Below are 18,485 nucleotides of genomic sequence, written 5' to 3' on the forward strand. Positions count from 1 at the left end.
AATTTTTTAATAAAAAAAATCTCTATTCCCCTAACACATCTGATATTGGGCCAACTCCAATTTTGTAGAAATCCATACTATATCGTATAGATTATAGAAAAACGCGTTAGTTCAATCTCATTCCCGTCTCAATTATGCCTTATCAAATCTTACATCCCCCATAATTACAACGTTGTAATTTTAATTTAAATGAATACGCTTACATAAACTTTTTTCTCATCTTAGCAGAGTCTTGAATGTTTAGCAACAACAAAATCAGGGACACCTTGTAACTTTTAAAAATATCCCCACCGATGCATACGCAAATTGCCTGATACCTGTATTCGAATACGAAAAAAAGAGGCAGAAATCGTGTTGCTATTCTGCCTCAACATGTATGACTACTGCATATCATAACTGATTGCGGAACTGCATCGGTGTCACACCCTTGACGCGCTGAAACGCTCTGTAGAACTGACTGACATGCGAGAATCCCAGTGCAAAGCTGATTGCCGTCACCGATTCGGTTGTATTACGCAGACAACGGACGGCTTCCTCCACACGTAAATTCAGTAGATACTGGTACGGTGTTGAACCCGTCAACATCTTGAACGAGCGCATAAAATGGTACCTGCTCTGGTGCGCTACCGTTGCCATCGAGTCAATATCTATCGCGCTTGTAAAATCACTGTGAATGTACTCCAATACACGCTGCATATGAGGATCTATTCCTGGATTACTTCCGGCTGCACCAAGGAAATAAGGTCGATTATGACAAGGCAGCGATAGTCCCTCTGTTTTCCCGGACCATATGGAGCCAGCTTCTCTTGCCAATCCGTGCGAATACCCGGATATAGATAATATGCGTTCAAGATACTGCTCTACTGCCAGCTCAGTCTCCTGAATGAGCAACGGGTCCGGTTCATCCTCCAGCCCGGTCACATGCCAACCCCGGAACAGCCTGCTGATCTCCGCGGGATCAAAAGCTTGAGTGACCTGTAATTCTGAAGGGACTGCTGTTGAACTCTGATTCGCAAGCCTTCCCGGCAGGTTACGAAATTTGATCACAATGACGGCTGCATCAGAACCAATCTCAAAAAAGTGCTCCGTCCGGGGATGGGCAATGATTCCTGATCCGGCCTGCAATGAATATGTCTGTTGTTCCTGCACCAGCAAGCATTGACCCTTAATTGGCAGGGTTACCTGATACCAATCATCATGAACATGGGGTTCATTGGCGAACCCGCCAGAAGCTTTCCATAACTCCAAACCATTGAATGCCATGTTTAATTCCATCGTTTCTCACCTGCTGACATTATAGCAAATCGTGCTTGTTTTCCAAGCACTTTTCACAAAGACAAGCTCTATAACAATCTTTTATTATGGATAAAAATATCCGAGGTGATCTAAAATGGCTCAAGCCGCCCTAAACAAAATTCAATTAAACCACGCAGCAAACTGGGCCCTTGCAGGGGTGAGCTTCGCCCATCTGCTGAATGATGCCATGCAAACGGTGGTTACATCTGCCTTCCCGCTGTTTCAACAAGCCATGCATCTCAGCTTTGCACAGATGGGCTGGATTGCCTTTGCACTAAACATCACTGCTTCGGTGCTGCAACCGCTGGTCGGATATATATCCGATCGCAAACCCATGCCTATTCTGCTGCCTGGCGGCATGGTATTTTCCCTGTTCGGGATTCTCGGCTTCGCTTTCTCGTCATCGTTATGGATGCTGCTCGTATCCGCATCGCTGATTGGCATCGGCTCATCCATTCTTCATCCCGAATCCTCGCGTGTTGCACATCTGGCTGCTGGTCGAGGGCGCGGTATGGCACAGTCCATCTTTCAGGTTGGCGGGAATACGGGACAAGCTCTCGCTCCCCTATTGGTGGCTTTTGTGCTTCTTCCCCATGGTCAGTTACAATTTCTATGGCTAATGGCCTTTGCACTTATCGGCATCCTTATCCAGGCTTCAGTCAGCCGTTGGTACAAAAACAAGCTGAACGTTGTACGCCCCCATCGGACACAGTCCGTACAGCACGCGCTGCATGAATCAGAAGCAACGCCTCAGCCTGTGAGTCGAAGACGAATCGTCATATCCATGAGCGTTCTCATCCTGTTGTTATTCTCCAAGTTTGTTTATATTGCGGCTATGACAGGGTACTACGCCTTCTATTACACGGATGTGCATCATCTTCCACTCTCCAAGGCGCAGCTCTGCTTGTTTATCCTTCAGTTTGCAGGCATGGTTGGAACCCTGCTTGGCGGACCACTCGCAGATCGTTATGGGCGTAAACCGATGATCTGGTTTTCCATTGCAGGTACGGCTCCGTTCTCACTGTTGCTCCCGTATGCAGGTCCCGTCCTATCTATGGTGTTATGCGGTATTATTGGTTTAATCCTGATGTCGGGCTTCAGTGTTATTATTGTCTACGCGCAGGAATTGCTGCCGCGTCACATTGGAACCGTATCAGGTTTGTTTTTTGGCCTGTCATTTGGTATGGCTGGGCTGGGCTCGGTTGTCATTGGTTCTCTGATCGATGTGACCAGCATTTCCTTCGTCATCCGATTATGTTCCTTTTTGCCCCTGATCGGCGTGTGTGCCGTATTCTTGCGCAGTGATCCAGCCGCTAAAGCTTAACAAGCTATTGAAACCTCCATGGCAGGTTCAATACAATTAGTGGAGAAGCGGAAGCGCGATATTGAACAGAGAGGAGGCATCGTTAGATGATCATTGATGTACAGCATGTGACTTGGAAAAGAGGAGATCTCACTCTGCTGCACGATGTCAGCTGGCGTGTAAACAGAGGCGAACACTGGGCGCTGCTTGGCCTGAACGGCTCCGGCAAAACAACGCTCCTCAATATGATTACCGGTTATTTATGGCCTACGGAAGGAAGAATCTCAGTACTGGGTCATGAATATGGCAGTGTAGATCTGAGGGAGCTTCGAAAATCGATTGGCTGGGTAAGCTCCTCCCTGCAGGAGAAACTGTACGCTTCTGATCGCACGCAATATGTCGTGATTAGTGGGAAACACGCTACAATTGGTCTGTATGACAAACTGGCAGACCAAGATTTGGATCAGGCGATGCACTGGATGCAAACGCTGGGCTGCCAGCATCTGTGGGATCGCGAGTATCGCACCTGCTCGCAGGGGGAGAAGCAGAAACTGCTCATTGCCCGTGCCCTGATGGCGAATCCACAGCTGCTCATTCTGGATGAGCCTTGTAACGGGCTTGATCTGTTCTCCAGAGAGCATCTACTAGACAGCATCGGTGAACTGACGGCACGTTCAGACGCACCTTCGCTGATCTATGTTACGCATCACACCGAGGAGATTCTGCCCGTCTTCCGGCACAGCCTTTTTCTCCGTCGGGGTGAAATTTTCGGCAGCGGATTAACTGCTGATCTGATGACACAGGTTGTATTAAGTGATTTCTTTGAAGCTCCGGTAGAAGTAGATCAGCATGGAGAACGGGTTTATGTACGAGCAACAGCATCCAAAGGTTAAAATTATCCGCATCCCATCGGAACAGAGAAAGGCAAAATGAAACGAGAAAGCCCAAAGACTTATCCACATGTGGATAGTTTTTGGGCTTTCTACTCCTATATATTGTGTTATCCACGGTTTTCTGTGTAAAACTTTCGCTAAACTGAGTATAACTTCGCTTCTAAGTTTGCCTCTTCCTAAGCCTATTTTCGTGCGGAGAGAAACAGAAAAAGCGGAATACGCTGTCTGCGCTGATACGTCTCCTCATCGACGAACTCCGCCCGCCTCGGTGCTGATTCACGCAATTGCTCCACTCGGAATCCAGCTTCCTGCAGGGCCATGTAATACGATTCAATGGTACGGTGCATTTTCTGGACGGAACCGCCAAGCCACCGCTGCTCCCGAAACCCTTCAACGAAGTATTGATCTACGATCCAATTGGTTCGTGTTCCGGAGGGCTGCAGCGTTGAAGTTATCACCGGGTGTTCTACCGAGAAAACAAAGACTCCCTCCTTTTTAAGTGCGCCATACACTTTGCGAAAGAGGCTTTCAACATCCTCGATGTAGTGGATCGCCAATCTTGAAATGGCAAGGTCATATGAATTTACAGGATACGTCCACTCTTCAAGATAAGATTGCTCAATCCGGGCATTCAATCCCTGAACGGACTTGCGGGCAACCCGAACCATATTCGTTGAACCTTCGACACCTGTATAAGCCAAGCCATTATACCTCTCGGCGAGTAGTTCTACAGCAAATTTTGCGTCTCCGCAGCCGAGATCGAGAATATGTTTACCAGTAACATCCCCGATCATCTCCAGCATAACCGGTCGCTCCAACGTATCATTGGCGTTATCCTGACCTTGCCGACGTTCCATATACGTCTCAAATACCGCGTCATTATCGTAAAAATCAGAACCTCTTTCACTCATACCTGCACAGACCTCCATATTATGAGTTATACTCTAGTCCGGTTCACCCTGCTACCCACTATAATCTGTAAAAGTATACCGGATTCAGGCAACCTTCACCATAATAAAAAAGCTGCTTGCCGGAGTTTAGTCCGCAAACAGCCTTCTTGGCAAACTTTTGGTTCGTTTATCCCTAGCCAAATCGCTCTGTTTTGTACCATTTGCTCTCGCGTTTTCGAATCTTGTCCATCAGCAGATTATAGAAAGCACGAATCGAGATCAAAATGAAGAGCTGAGCATAGGTGAAATACGATACGCACGCATAGATAAAGTTACGGGTGTTGCTCTGCCCGATATCTGCCGCCAGTGCCAGATTGATCTGAAGAACATAGATAAAATACATCAGTGCCCAACCAATAACCAGGTAGACGTAGGCGTCCCCGGCAAACTGGAATGGAGAACTGACCTCCGGTTTGAATATTGCGATAACCTGATAAACAAGGTTAACCACAAAGATAATGTCCGACACAATAATAGCCAACATAAACCAGAAGTAACTGACCGCATAGTAGAGGACAAGCAATTTATTGCGCCAGCTGGAACGGTTGAACAGGTTATGAATGTTGTCCAGAACTACCTGGTAATTCCCCTTGGCCCAGCGTTCACGCTGTTTCATGTATACACCAAGCTGTTCCGGTTCCTGCTGATACGCTTCCGCTTGCGGCGCAAGGGCAACCAGCTGTCCCCGGTTCATAATTTCAAACGACAACGCCGTATCTTCCGTAATGGCCGTCACATCCCATCCGCCAATTTCCCGGATCAGGCTTGTCTTAATAATATAATTCGTGCCCGGAATTGTCCCCAGCTTAAAAAGCTCCCACAGCCCGGTGTGATAGACACGCTGAGACGTGATAATTTCGAGATTAATACATTTGGAGAGAAAATTCTGCCCGCGGTTACGCGCTTTGTTTCGGCCAAACACGACCCCGTACTGTTCAGGATTCTCCAGTGATTTTTGCGCGAGGAACATCAGTGAATTTCGCTCCGGTGCAGCGTCTGCATCAAATATACAGATCCAGTCTCCGGTTGCCAGTTCCAGTCCATCGTTGAGCGCACCAGATTTGCCACCCGTACCTTTGCGTTCAAGTACGGTAACGTTACGGTGCACATAACTGGTCTGTCCAAGGAACGATTTTAACCGATCGGCTGTGTCATCCGTGCAATTATCTGCAATGACAATGACCTGCACCTTATCCTCCGGATAGTTCAGTCGCAAGATATGCTCCACTGTTGCCACGATGACCAGACCTTCGTTATGGGCAGGTACCATAACCGTGACGTTCGGATAATGATCCATATTTTCCGGAATCTGAATGCCCTTCTTCTCCTGCTTGTGGATAAAACGAATAGCCCCGGCCATAATGACGATCGATTCGAACACAGCGATCCAAATACTGAATATCGATAAGATCAGAATGAAATCAGCCATCCGTTTTCCTCCGATCATACCTTCGAATTACTCTTGAGCGAAATCGGAGCGTGGCAATCGTTAATCCGATGGTAAACACCACAAAAATACAACTGACGGCAATACAGATCGGGATAAACCAGGACATATAATCCATCCGCCTCGCTCCTTTCGGTTAAATATATTCCCCGATTAAATCCGTCTCCGTGTTTCGTTCCAGCGCTGCCAGGACAGCGTCAAGATTGTCATACTTGCTGAATTGTTCCTTCTGAAAAACCAGTGCACCTGATTTGATAATGGTCTGGAGCTGGTTCCCCTTTTTATCGAGCACATCCAAATCCATAATATTTTTTTTAATCCTTCGCGTTAACATAGGCAGGTAATCCACATTGACCATCGGACACAAAATGACAAATCGTCCGCGGTCTACAAAAAATTTGTGATCCTCATATCGAATTTGCTTCTGAATCGACTGTGAGATCTCAAGCAGCAACTGGGAATATCGAACTGAACCAAGCGACTCCTGCACAAGCGGCAGAAATTCAATCTTAAACATGGCGATGCTGAATCCATAGCAGTCTGAATAACGTCTGGCAAGGTTGCTCTGTTTAACCAATGTATCTCCAAGCGCTTCCTTATTGCCCAGCGTTGTATCCAGATCGATCTCTGGATTATAATCCTTCATCTGCTCCAGACGTTCGATCACCCGTGCACTTCGCACAAGTCTTCTTTTGATATAAGCAGCAATTGCCGTGTTCGCCGGAATAAGCAGCCACCAGGAAAACACGAGCGCATTGGGTTCTGCAAAAGTCACGAGCCACACAAAATAAGTGACCAAGTATACAAATATCAGTACGACGGATACACCGACAGGAAGCAAAAGCCCTGCGGCTAGCGCCCCTAATGACGCTATGCTAAATACAACATCCAGCTTGGTGTAGCTTTGATTCATGTACAAGTGGAGATATACAAAGAACTGCTGTACGATGGCGAGACTAATCAAGATTGCGTAACCCCAGGCCAGACGCTGGGTAGGTGCGTTATTTCTCATAGTCCTCCTTCTCTGCATCGAATTTCAGAATGACTCGGTGCCAACACCTCTTTTTTATTAACCGAAACTTCAACAAAAATCGACAATTAAAGACAATAATATAGTAACATATAATCTCGGATTATATAAATAAATTTTTACTTTTTAAGAAAATTATACAAATAAGTTTCGCCAAGCAACGGGAACAAGTTATCAAACAGGTGGGTGTTTCCGTCAAATACGTAACCGCCCGGATATCGTGTGTCTTGCCCTCGCAGTGTGATCATATGTTTATACAGTTGTTTTGCCCAATTTGGATCACCTGAGCGAACAGCAAGCAGGACGGATAGACCATACACCGATGCCGATTCATAATCTACGGCTGGTTTCTGTGTTCTACGATCATACTGTCCGGGGAGCTTGCCCCGGGTGCCGAACTCTTTTTTGAGAAAAGCAATCAGCTTGTCGGGTTTTTGCCCCATCTCCATCACATGATTGGCAACGATGAGCTGATCAATCAGATTAACTTTGTCATCGTAGGTGTAAGCCTTGGACTTTACATTCATGCTCTTCGGATAGAATAATCCATCGTCAGGCATTTTATGCAGTATATCCTCGTACTTGCTGTAAACGTCCGGCTCCAGCATCTGGTGGTTTCTCATCGCTTGCAAAGCGAGCAAATCCACATAGACCAGACTTAAGGTGTCGGTGGAATGTCCACTTTTAAAATCATAAAAATCGACCAGGTACCCCTGTTGCTCGGTTCGCTGCGTTAATGTTCGGGAAAGGGCCGATGCGGTTGCCAGCCTGTCTGCTCTGCCTTGCTCCCAACGGTCGGATGCTTGCAACAGTGCCCCCATAATTCGCAGATCGTCACCCAGCGCGTTGGTTGCCACATGGACTTTCCCTTGAGGATCAAGCTTCCAGGCAATGTAAATGTCGGGCCTGATCACATAGTACTTCTGGAGTTGCTTGTAAGCCTGCTCGAACATAACCTCGTTATCACTTGCCAAAGCATACTGCATCCACAATCCAAGCGACTCCGACAGTGCCTCTCGGCCAGCAACGATGTCCGCTCTCTCCGACGCCGCTTCCTGCAAATAGGTTGCAAGTGTGCCATTCGGATTCGTCATATGTTTTTCAACAAAGGCAACTGTAGGCGACACCTTCTCCATCACAAACCGCTCCCTCCATAGGAGTACAATCGCTACAGATACAACAACCACAAGTAATATGTACCATGACCGCTTTTTTCGGAAAATAAACTTCACACCATTCCTCCTGACGTGAATATATGACGGAGCAACTCGGCCACTTCTTACGCTTTTGGAAGTAAGCCTTGTTCCAAGTGTGCGCTTAATCATCGTGATCCATGTATGAGCGGCGTCCGCCCTTTTTGACAAATTTCCAATCGACCTCAATGTTGTGTCTCATCTTCCGCAGCAACTGGATTGCTGTCTCAATCTCTTCCTGTGTCAGACCATCCAACGTTACCTTGTCCGAATGCACGCCTTCTTTGCGAATAAACTGCCACGCTTCAAGCCCAGCCTCGGTTGGATACAGCACCTTATTCTTCTTATTACCCAATGCCGGCTGTTTGACAATAAAACCGTCCGATTCCAGTTTGCTAATCGCTCTTGCTGCCGTTGTACGATCCACCTTGATCAGTTCAGCCAGCTGGTTCGGAATGATGCCAGGGTTCTCGCAAATGCGGTACAAGTACAAATATTGTCCACGGGACAAGTTCAAATGCTGAAACTCCACATTGCTGATGGAATCCAGACAGCGAGCAATCATGCCAATCTCGCGCAACACTTCTCTTGGCTCGTTCAGTTCATGTACTTCCTGCGATTCATCGTTCGGCCGAGTCGGTTCGTTGGCTAATTTAGGCTCTTTCGGTTCTGTCACAGAGTTCACACTCCTATAAAATTGTTGCATTCGCAACATAATTGATGATATAACTACACTAGTTAAGTGTATCACTTTCAATTCCATTCCGATATTCCATCCGACTAGGTAAAGGAGAACGATTCATGAATATAACTGTTGTTGAAGCAAACACCCCGGAACTGCTTGATGCGTGCTTTGCCATTCGTATGGCCATTTTTGTAGAAGAGCAAGGCGTACCTGCCTCCGATGAATTCGATGCATTTGATGCGCTAGGGACAGAAGCACGCCATATCCTGCTCTATGTGGATGGTGTACCTGCCGCTTCCTCCAGACTTCGCATCGTAGAGCAAGTTGCCAAGCTTGAACGCATCTGCGTGATGCTGGATTACCGCAAGCATGGACTAGGCCGCGTGTTAATCAACAAGTTGGAGGAGATGGCCAAGGAGGACGGATTAGAGAAAGCCAAGCTGCACGCACAAGTTCAAGCCTCCGGGTTCTATGAACGTCTTGGCTATGCTCCTGCTTCCGAAGTATTTATGGAGGATGGCATTCCCCATCTGCTGATGACGAAGAAGCTGAAGTAGGCAAGCCAACTTGACTGGAAGTCCGAAATTAGCCTGCAACTCAAAAAACGCCTCTATCTTCACTTCATTAGTGAGTACATAGAGGCGTTTGTTATGTTTCTTAGATTCGGGCAGTCATACTTTATTTGCGTGCTTTATCCCATAGCCAGACGGCTAGCGTCCGGTTTTGCAGATGTTTTCGCATCCATTTTAACTTCCGCATTTTTCATCTGCTTGCTGCGCAGCTGTCCGCAGGCCGCATCGATGTCTGTACCATGCTCCATACGTACCGTTGAGTTGATATTGTTCTTCTTCAGCGTATCGTAGAAGCCCAGAATCGACTCCTCCGTGCTGCGCTGGTACTGGCTGTGCTCATCCACCGGATTGTATGGAATCAGATTTACGCTGACCATGCTCTTGCGGCTGGACAACAGTTCAGCCAGTTCCGCAGCGTGCTCGCGCTGATCGTTCACGTCCCGAAGCAAAATGTATTCAAACATAATGCGTTTATTTGTCTTCTCCAGGTAATAATCCACCGCATCCATCAATTGTTCAATCGGGAATGCACGGTTGATCTTCATGATATGTGTACGTAGCTCATTATTCGGCGCATGCAGGGAGATCGCAAGGTTTACCTGCAGACTGCTGTCTGCAAATTCCTTGATTTTATCCGGCAATCCGCTTGTGGACACCGTGATTCGCTTCGCTGCAAGAGCAAGCCCTTTGCGATCCTTGATCACTTCGATAAAGTTGCTCATATGCTCGAAGTTATCAAACGGTTCGCCAATGCCCATTACCACGACGTTGGTAACCCGCTCGCCTTGACCCACTGCATCCAGATGCCGCTGCACATGCATGATCTGTTCTACAATCTCTCCTGCAGAGAGATCACGGCTCTTCTTAATTAGCCCGCTGGCGCAGAAGCTGCAACCGATATTACATCCGACCTGTGTCGTGACACAGACGGTCAAGCCGTATTTTTGCCGCATAAGCACCGTCTCGATCAAGTTGCCATCCTGCAAACGGAGCAGGAATTTCACCGTGCCGTCCGCCGACTCCTGCTTCACGTGTTCACTCATTGAATTCAAGGTAAAATGCTCAGTGAGCACATCCAAACATTCCTGACGAACATCGGACATGCCGTTAAAATCATGCACCCGCTCCTGGTATAACCACTCCCAGATGCGGGACGCGCGGGATTTCTTCTGCCCGTGCTCAGGCAACCAAGCACGTAATTGCTCTAATGTTAATCCATATATGGATGATTTAATCATGGTATAAACCTCTTTTCGCAAAAAGCATATGGCTCATCGGTCGTCTTACCCAAAAAACCTCTACTCCGTATTGTCCCAAAATTAACAGGGGAACACAAGGGCTTTTGCATTTCTTCCAAGAGGTTTTATGCTTGGTAAATCTGCGCAGGCGGCCTAGAAGTGAATAATGCCAGACGTATGCAGCAGCACGAGCAGAACCAGAATCGGTGCTATATAACGAAGCATGAATAACCAGATACGGAACCAGCCGGAGCTTAGACCGGATGCCTCGGCAGCCGTTTTCCAGAAGTACCCCGCAAAAATTGTAACTAACAACCCGCCTACAGGCAACAGAATGTTGGAAGCCATAAAGTCCAGCCAGTCAAATACATTCATTGAACCAATCTTCCACTCGGGAAACAGTCCTAGCGACAACACGGAAGGCAGCCCCACAATGAAAACAGCGAGAGAAATGATCCATACGGCACGGCTACGACTCCAGGAAAGACGCTCCATGAAGTATTTTACAGGAACCTCAAGCAGGGAAACCGCAGATGTCAGCGCCGCGATTGCCAGCAAAACAAAGAATAATCCGGCAAACAGGAAACCAAACGGCATCGCCGAGAATGCTGCTGGCAGTGCGATGAAGATCAGGGACGGCCCCTGGTCAGGCGCAATGCCAAACGAAAAAGTCGTCGGGAAGATGATCAGACCCGCGATAAATGCATAGAGCAAGTCACCCGCACCGACAGCAACCGTGGCTGCCCCGAGGGATTGACTTTTATCTACATACGAACCGTAGGTTACTAGAATACCCATACCCAGCGACAACGAGAAGAAGGCATGTCCAAGGGCAACTAACGCCGACTCGGTTGTAAGCCGGGAGAAGTCCGGATTCAGGAAAAAGGAAACCCCGGCACCTGATCCCGGTAGAGTAACTGCACGAATCATCAAAATAATGAGCAGTACCAGCATGGCTGGGATCAAAATTTTGTTGAACTTTTCAATCCCGTTGGATACACCCTTCGCTACAATCCAGCCTGTGATCAGGACGGAAACAAACTGCCATACAATCGGCATATAGCCGCCTACAAAACTGCCGAATTGTGCGGCATAATCCGGGTTGTCGAACAACGTTCCACTAAACGAAGTTACAGCATATTGCAATGTCCAGCCCGCGATGATGACGTAGAAGGACAGAATGATAAACGGCGTTAATACTTGCAATAAGCCGGCAGCTAGCCAACCTTTATGTCCACCTGCTTTGATAAAAGCAGTCGCTGCACTGCCCCGTCCGCTGCGTCCAATAGCGAGTTCGGCAAGCAATACAGGTAAACCGATCAGCAAGAGACAGACAATAAAGAGCAGGAAAAAAGCAGCTCCCCCGTTTTCGCCCGTAATATAAGGAAATTTCCACATGTTGCCGAGACCAACGGAACTACCGATGGCCGCCAAAATAAAACCGGCACGCGAGAAGCGTTCTCCTTTGCCAGCGTTGTTAGGGCCCAGATCAGACTTACTCAAATTCATTGTATCTACTCCATCACTTTAAAGTTTTCCCGTAATTATATACTACTCGGCTTGTCAGGTCATGCAAAAATCAGTATTTGTCGAAAATTCACCATATTGGAGATGATTTCAGGTTGAATTCAGTATGGGAAAATAACCTGAAACTTAACCATTCTACTATCATCCATCAACCATTAACCGTGAGTTAAGTTGGGAAAACACACAAAAAAAAGATGTTCCAGACAGCTCTTCGCATAGCCTCTGAAACATCCCCTCTTTTTAAAAGATGCTCTATATATCGCGGGGTGACCTCCCCACATAGGTTTACTGTTCTCGCTTTACACTGACTATACTTTGATCTCCAGCAATTCGTATTTGATGACACCCATCGGAGCATTAACATGAATGACACTGCCCACTTCTTTGCCCATCAACTCTTTGCCCAGTGGACTCTCATACGAAATTTTGTTGTTCGATACGTCTGCCTCGGCAGGACCCACCAGTTGATATTCAATCTTCTCGGCATACTCAAGGTCGTTCAATATCACTGTTGAACCAATGCTTACTTGATTGGAATCCATATTGTCTGAGCTGATGACTCTGGCTTTGGTTAACATCTTCTCCAGAATCAGAATGCGGGTCTCCATAAATGCCTGATCATCTTTGGCTGAATGATACTCGCTGTTCTCCTTCAGGTCCCCGTAACTGATCGCAAGCTTGAGTCGTTCTGCCAGTTCCTTGCGTTTCACCGTTTTCAGTTCCTTCAGTTCTTCCTCCAGCTTTTCCAAGCCTTCCTGTGTCAAAATCACTTCATCATTAGCCATGTTTTCCATCTCCTAATCCTGCTATCTATCTCTATTCTAACCTATTTCCACTCCAAACGGTTAACATACCCGGAAAAAGAAACCACACTCTCATTTATCGAAATGCGTGCACACAAAATATACGTGTGTACCCTATTACAACTATGAGTATCATCTGAATTGTACCGGTACAATCAAGGCAAACACGTGTGTGCATTTCAGACGTTCACTTATACAATGAATTCAAGGCCGCAACTTTCACGACATTTCACTTGCGGCTCATGATAAAACTAAGAGGTGAACGAGATGAATGTTACATTAACTCCATCTGAAATACACGCTTATCTGAAACGAATAGGCATTAATACAATCAAGAAACCCACTCTGGAATTCCTTGCCGAAATGCAGCAGGCACATGTCCACCATCTATCGTGGCAAACGGTCGATATTTTTGCAGGCAGGCCCGCAGGCATCGATCTGCAAGAATCCGTGCAGCTTATCCTGCAAGGACGTAGCGGTTACTGTTTCCATTTGAATGGCGCATTCAGTGTTTTACTTCATACCCTGGGTTATAAAGTGCACTGGCACCGCGCGGGCGTTCAGCCGCATGGAGAACAGCCGCGTGTGAACTCGTTCCATCTCGGTCTATCCGTCTCTTTGCCAGATGCGGACCCGAATGTGGAACGTTGGATTGTGGATGTAGGTCTAGGCGGCATGCCTTTTGAACCGCTCCCTCTTCGTTACGGAACCTATGGGCCGACTCCATTTACGTATACATTAATGCCTTCTTCCGTTGTTCCCGGTGGATGGCGGCTTGAATACGAGCCTAACGGACCAAGCAAGGGTGTGGATTATGATCCCGAGGAGCTTACCCGTCTGGAAGAGTTTAATCCCAAGCATGAATTCTACAGTCAATCCGTGGATTCGCCCTGGCATAACGCATTTTTGCTCCGTCAGAGAGATACAGACCACAGCTATGAGCTCAGGGGATGCATGCTTCGCACACATGGAATCGAAGGTATTCGTAAGACGGAAATTCAAACCTACAGTGAGTGGAAAGACGTACTAACCAAGCTTTTCTATGAACCGTTAGTGAATTATACGGAACAAGAACGCAGGGAGATGTGGGATCGAATACAGATTGCGCATGAAGAATGGAAAAAAACACAGCTAGCCTGATCCGCTGGGAAAAACGCGAGATAAGGATAACTATAGAGGAAAGCCTGTCATCCATGCCGAATACAATGTCAGGTGATAAATGATGATAACTATACAAGTACTGAAGGTACCCTCTGTGATACCCGAAGCATACTGGGATCTATTTCTGTCCTCTGTCTCTGAGGAGCGGCGGGCACAAGCTTCTCGTTTTATACATCTGGCGGATGCCTATCGGTCAGTACTAGGTGAAGTGCTGACCCGTGTGAAGTTAAGCAAGTTGACCGGCCTAGGGCATGGAGAGATTACGTTTACCCGTAACAAATATGGCAAACCCGCCCTCACTCACGACGCTAATGTACAATTTAATGTCTCGCATTCCGGCGATTGGATTGCACTGATTGCTGGGGGTAAAGATGAAATCGGTGTGGACGTGGAGAAAATAGCACCGATCGACCTGCAGATTGCAGAGCGTTTCTTCTCGCCGCAAGAGAACACGTATCTGGCGGCACAGCCTGCCGATCAACAGTTAAATACCTTTTATCGCCTTTGGACGCTAAAGGAGAGTTATATTAAAGCTATAGGCATGGGCTTGTCCATGCCGCTGAGCTCATTCGCTATTCTTCCCCATGTTCAGCAACATGGAGAGCCTGTTTGGAGATGTAATCAAGACGGGCAAATTGTTAGGCATCGCTTCTACAGTCACCCTCTAGATGAAAAGCATATGTTTGCTGCCTGTACTGCAGAAGGAGATTTGCCAAGCCATCCCGAGATCGTGACGCTGGAGAGTATATACGCTGAATTGGTTTAATTTGCAGAAAAGACCTGTAGGGGTTAGAAAAGGAGCGAATCCATCCGGTGATAAAGATCCCCGGCGGTTCGCTCCTTTTATCTGTAAACCCATATAACTGTAACGGTTAGATTAATCCCGGCTCCGCAGTTTGCTGAGCAGACGAATAATCTCGATGTAGAGCCAAACCAGCGTGACCATCAACCCGAACGCGCCGTACCACTCCATATACTTAGGTGCTCCTTGTTCTGCACCACCTTCAATAAAATCAAAATCCAGTACCAGATTAAGCGCGGCAACAATGACAATCACAACCGAGATGCCAATACCAATCAGGCTGTTCCCATGAAGATATGGCACCGTGATGCCGAACAGACCGAGCACAAAGCTAAGCAAATACATAATCATGATACCGCCCGTTGCAGCCACTACGCCTAGCTTGAAGTTCTCTGTTGCTTTGATTAACCGCGTTTTATAGGCTGTTAACAGGGCAACAAACACCGCCATGGTTAGCAAAGCTGCTTGTAACGTAATTCCGTTGTACAAGGACTCATAATTTGCCGAAAGTGCACCCAGGAACATCCCCTCTGCTACCGCATAGATCGGTACAAGATATGGAGATACCACCGGTTTGAACGAAATAATTAGCGCCAAAATAAAACCGACAATTAACCCGCCATAGGCAAGCGGCATCACTTCTTGTCCTTTGAAAAACATCATCCACGTTGCAAATGCACTGCCCAGCAAGATGATCAACGTGATAAACGCTTTGTTCACCGTGCCGTTAATCGTCATGTAATTCTGGTACCGATCCTCTCCATATCCTCTGTTCTCAAACGTGCTGTCTTTAAGTGTAGGATTACCGCTGCGACCGATCAACACCATCACCTCTTCTTATGTATTTGGTAAATCCGTGAAACCCCTGCGTGGTGCTGCTTCCTTGAAAAGTAAACTTTTCAGCTTCTATTCTTGCTACGTAGAACTATATTTGCAAAGAGAATGGAGTTGGATGCAATCCATGGATCGCATCCTGTCCACTTGCATATAAACCCAGGACATATGTCCTAATTATATTTCAAGCTTATTAACTTGCTTACTTGCTTGTGCACCTTAAATAACTTAACTTTTTACTTATACAGCACCTTGTCTACATTATACTTTGCACGCATCGTGTTAATGATATAGGTCTCGTAGATTTCACGATCCATCGGATCTTCTACCAAACAAACTTCAATCTTCGCGACTTCCTCGCGATAATTCTTCATTGGTGATACCGTATCTTCAAAATGCTTTTTGATTCGCGGTCTCAATTTTCGCGCTTTCCCGACAAATAACAACTCATCATCGGCACTATAAAACATGAAAATCCCGCCTTGCTCCCTTGTAATCAGGTGAAAATCAGTAAATCCGTAAATATGGCTTAACTGCGGATTTTCCTGCTTTGTAATGGTTACATCCGGTGTTGGAACCGTAATCTGAATCATCCATTTCACTTCCTCTATATTCTATAGAACTACATCCTAACACATATCACAATCCGACACCATTTCGAGCTAAATGAAGTACAATTCACGGAATTTTCGCTTTTGCGACAAATATTTCAAAAAAAAGGTTAACTTCCCTGATTCAAAGTGGTACTATAGGGGTATGAGGAAGAATTTGGGCACTAAGACATATGTCTTTGTATCCACGCTCGTTTTACAGAGCCTATCATTTTTCATCTTTTTCATACTGAATTCGGTGACGTGCACACGAGAAGAGTACAGTTAGTAAGAACCGTAGCTTTGAAGTAGATTGTAGAATTACCATCTTTACGAAAACCTATTGCAGCAAGCAATGAGTGGCAATAATTAGCCTTTTAAAGATTTCTTGTTATTACAGCATCATGTTTATCATCTAGAATTAGAATGATATAGATAGTATATAGTATCGGAAGTAGATCCACGTAGAATTATACAGACAAGTATTTCTAGAGACTAGTCAGAACATGCAACTGTAGCTAGAACAGCATAGTATTACACCCTTAGAATTGAACAGGCATCACCTCCAGCCCGGCATATGAGCCAGGGCTTTTTCCCGTTATGCGTACAACTCAGGCCACTTTAGCTACGAAACAGAGGTATCGTGGTTCTTTCTGCTGGGTTTATAATATGGCAAGATACCAGTAGAGGGAGTGATGGGATGTATTCCGACCTGCATTTGACGGAGGACCGCCCTGTATATATACAAGTCAAGGATTATTTGAAACGGTTAATGTTAAAAGGCGGTTTGCAGCCCAATCAGAAGCTGCCTTCGACCCGTGAGCTGAGCACGTTGATGAAGGTAAGCCGAAGCACCATTTTGCTCGCCTACGCAGAGCTTGAAGAGGAAGGATTGATCTATGCGCTCAAAGGTAAAGGTAATTACGTCAGCACACTTATTGAATCCCAGCAGGCCACTGCAATCCATTGGCAATTAGACTGGACAGCAGAAGTTAGCGATTATGCGATTCAGGCTGAGCAATATGATCTGATGAAACATGGCTCGGGAGCCGAGCGCGGCGAAATTTCCTTTACCAGCATCGCGCCGGATGAAAAACTGTTTGATCTTCAAAATGTGAAACGGGCCTTCCTGGATCGCATGTCACTTGAAGGAGAAGTTTTACTTAATTACGGCTACGCGCAAGGATATAAACCGCTCATGAATTATTTGATGAACTATATGGAAAACAAAGGGGTCGACCTTACGGGTAAGGATATTTTGATTACGAACGGGTTTACGGAGGGATTTGACCTGGTGCTCGGGGCATTGCGCAAAAAGAGCGGCAAAGCGCTCTGTGAGAATCCCACACATCATACGGCGATCAAAAACCTGAAGCTGCACCAGTTTCAGCTAACCGGTATCGATATGGAACCGGATGGCCTGGATCTGAAGCAGCTAGAGCAGGAACTGGCTGAAAGTGCGTATGATCTGGCATATCTTGTGCCCTCGTATCACAATCCGACCGGAATCGTGACTTCGCCCGCAAAACGAACTGAAATTATACGTTTAATGAACGAATATCAAGTTCCGATTATTGAGGATGGATTTAACGAAGAGCTTCGTTATTCCGGCTCCCATGTCTCGCCCTTGATCGCCAGTATGGGTAAGGGTAACGGCCTTGTCTACCTCGGCAGCTTCTCCAAAGTATTGTTTCCTGGACTGCGTGTGGGCTGGATTATCGCGGATGCCGCATTGATCGATTATCTGGAAAGCATGAAGCGGGCGCGCAGTATTCATACGTCTACTCTGGATCAGTCCCTGTTATATCAATATTTAAGCAACGGCAATTTTGAAAAATACCTGAAACGGGCTCGTACAGAGTACAAGCGAAAATATGAACTCGCTGTGCATTGTCTGAAACGGCATCTGCCGATGTGTCAAATATCCGGAGCAGGCGGTTTGCATCTGTTTGTGCAGTTTCCACCAGAGGTGCGAACCAGAGAGCTGCTAGCTGCCTGTAAGGTAAAAGGGGTAACCTTTACTCCCGGAGATACCTTTTATCTGGAGCCCGGTCAAGGACTTCACACCATGCGGCTCGGATTCTCCAGAGTCAGCGACGAGAACATCCGCAAAGGCATTCGTATCATCGGGGAAACGGTTGCGAGCATGATGTAAGAAATT

At 46.6% G+C, this 18,485-nt stretch carries 18 protein-coding genes; 6 read left to right on the forward strand and 12 right to left on the reverse strand.

What is annotated here, in order from left to right; translation table 11 throughout:
* Positions 1-390: 390 nt before the first annotated feature.
* Positions 391-1,275: a helix-turn-helix domain-containing protein gene (locus tag FS818_RS19195; RefSeq protein WP_145333723.1), complete on the reverse strand. Its 885-nt coding sequence runs from the start codon at positions 1,273-1,275 to the stop codon at positions 391-393.
* Positions 1,276-1,390: 115 nt separating this feature from the next.
* Between FS818_RS19195 and FS818_RS19200 the strand changes: the two genes are divergently transcribed.
* Both FS818_RS19200 and FS818_RS19205 read left to right on the forward strand, forming a co-directional pair.
* On the forward strand, positions 1,391-2,620 hold the full coding sequence (locus FS818_RS19200) for an MFS transporter (RefSeq protein ID WP_145333724.1): 1,230 nt from the start codon (positions 1,391-1,393) through the stop codon (positions 2,618-2,620).
* 86 nt (positions 2,621-2,706) lie between these two features.
* Entirely contained in the window at positions 2,707-3,492 is a 786-nt protein-coding gene (locus tag FS818_RS19205) for an ABC transporter ATP-binding protein (protein ID WP_145333725.1), read from the forward strand.
* 182 nt (positions 3,493-3,674) lie between these two features.
* Here FS818_RS19205 and FS818_RS19210 read toward each other — a convergent pair whose 3' ends face one another.
* The 6 genes from FS818_RS19210 to FS818_RS19230 all read right to left on the reverse strand — a co-directional run bounded on the left by FS818_RS19210 (position 3,675) and on the right by FS818_RS19230 (position 8,677).
* The gene (locus tag FS818_RS19210) at positions 3,675-4,403 is read right to left on the reverse strand and encodes a class I SAM-dependent DNA methyltransferase (RefSeq protein WP_145333726.1); all 729 of its coding nucleotides are present in this window, start codon (positions 4,401-4,403) and stop codon (positions 3,675-3,677) included.
* A 172-nt stretch (positions 4,404-4,575) separates the two neighbouring features.
* Positions 4,576-5,871, reverse strand: coding sequence for a glycosyltransferase family 2 protein (locus FS818_RS19215; RefSeq protein ID WP_090921414.1), 1,296 nt, complete (start codon positions 5,869-5,871; stop codon positions 4,576-4,578).
* Positions 5,864-6,007 (reverse strand): hypothetical protein, encoded by a 144-nt coding sequence (locus tag FS818_RS28910; RefSeq protein ID WP_167375743.1) that lies wholly within the window; start codon positions 6,005-6,007, stop codon positions 5,864-5,866. Before FS818_RS28910 ends, FS818_RS19215 begins: the two co-directional genes overlap by 8 nt.
* An 18-nt stretch (positions 6,008-6,025) precedes the next feature.
* On the reverse strand, positions 6,026-6,901 hold the full coding sequence (locus tag FS818_RS19220) for a diguanylate cyclase domain-containing protein (protein WP_145333728.1): 876 nt from the start codon (positions 6,899-6,901) through the stop codon (positions 6,026-6,028).
* A gap of 137 nt (positions 6,902-7,038) precedes the next feature.
* Positions 7,039-8,151 carry a glycosyl hydrolase family 8 gene (locus FS818_RS19225; protein ID WP_145333730.1) on the reverse strand — a complete coding sequence of 371 codons (1,113 nt, stop codon included), beginning with the start codon at positions 8,149-8,151 and terminating at the stop codon, positions 7,039-7,041.
* Between the two features lie 85 nt (positions 8,152-8,236).
* Entirely contained in the window at positions 8,237-8,677 is a 441-nt protein-coding gene (locus FS818_RS19230) for a MarR family winged helix-turn-helix transcriptional regulator (protein WP_145333853.1), read from the reverse strand.
* A gap of 236 nt (positions 8,678-8,913) precedes the next feature.
* Between FS818_RS19230 and FS818_RS19235 the strand changes: the two genes are divergently transcribed.
* A complete protein-coding gene (locus tag FS818_RS19235; RefSeq protein WP_145333732.1) occupies positions 8,914-9,354 on the forward strand; it encodes a GNAT family N-acetyltransferase in 441 nt (146 codons plus the stop codon).
* Between the two features lie 134 nt (positions 9,355-9,488).
* On the opposite strand, the gene rlmN is transcribed toward FS818_RS19235, so the two are convergent.
* The 3 genes from rlmN to greA form a co-directional block, all read right to left on the reverse strand.
* Positions 9,489-10,607 carry a dual-specificity RNA methyltransferase RlmN gene (rlmN, locus tag FS818_RS19240; protein WP_145333734.1) on the reverse strand — a complete coding sequence of 373 codons (1,119 nt, stop codon included), beginning with the start codon at positions 10,605-10,607 and terminating at the stop codon, positions 9,489-9,491.
* Between the two features lie 153 nt (positions 10,608-10,760).
* On the reverse strand, positions 10,761-12,116 hold the full coding sequence (locus tag FS818_RS19245; RefSeq protein WP_145333736.1) for a sodium-dependent transporter: 1,356 nt from the start codon (positions 12,114-12,116) through the stop codon (positions 10,761-10,763).
* A 326-nt stretch (positions 12,117-12,442) separates the two neighbouring features.
* Positions 12,443-12,919 (reverse strand): transcription elongation factor GreA, encoded by a 477-nt coding sequence (gene greA, locus FS818_RS19250; RefSeq protein ID WP_145333738.1) that lies wholly within the window; start codon positions 12,917-12,919, stop codon positions 12,443-12,445.
* Positions 12,920-13,204: 285 nt separating this feature from the next.
* Here greA and FS818_RS19255 point away from each other — a divergent pair, with 285 nt between their 5' ends.
* Both FS818_RS19255 and FS818_RS19260 read left to right on the forward strand, forming a co-directional pair.
* Complete coding sequence (locus tag FS818_RS19255) at positions 13,205-14,077, forward strand: arylamine N-acetyltransferase family protein (protein WP_145333740.1); 873 nt, start codon at positions 13,205-13,207, stop codon at positions 14,075-14,077.
* Positions 14,078-14,159: 82 nt separating this feature from the next.
* On the forward strand, positions 14,160-14,864 hold the full coding sequence (locus tag FS818_RS19260; protein WP_186375550.1) for a 4'-phosphopantetheinyl transferase family protein: 705 nt from the start codon (positions 14,160-14,162) through the stop codon (positions 14,862-14,864).
* 111 nt (positions 14,865-14,975) lie between these two features.
* On the opposite strand, the gene FS818_RS19265 is transcribed toward FS818_RS19260, so the two are convergent.
* Complete coding sequence (locus FS818_RS19265) at positions 14,976-15,722, reverse strand: Bax inhibitor-1/YccA family protein (protein ID WP_145333744.1); 747 nt, start codon at positions 15,720-15,722, stop codon at positions 14,976-14,978.
* A gap of 248 nt (positions 15,723-15,970) precedes the next feature.
* A complete protein-coding gene (locus FS818_RS19270; protein ID WP_145333746.1) occupies positions 15,971-16,327 on the reverse strand; it encodes a nucleotide excision repair endonuclease in 357 nt (118 codons plus the stop codon).
* A gap of 697 nt (positions 16,328-17,024) precedes the next feature.
* On the opposite strand from FS818_RS19270, the gene pdxR reads away from it, so the two are divergent.
* Positions 17,025-18,479 (forward strand): MocR-like pyridoxine biosynthesis transcription factor PdxR, encoded by a 1,455-nt coding sequence (pdxR, locus tag FS818_RS19275; protein WP_145333748.1) that lies wholly within the window; start codon positions 17,025-17,027, stop codon positions 18,477-18,479.
* Positions 18,480-18,485: the final 6 nt, after the last annotated feature.

Origin of the sequence: Paenibacillus xylanexedens (assembly GCF_007680605.1) — a bacterium.
GTDB classification, from domain to species: domain Bacteria; phylum Bacillota; class Bacilli; order Paenibacillales; family Paenibacillaceae; genus Paenibacillus; species Paenibacillus xylanexedens_B.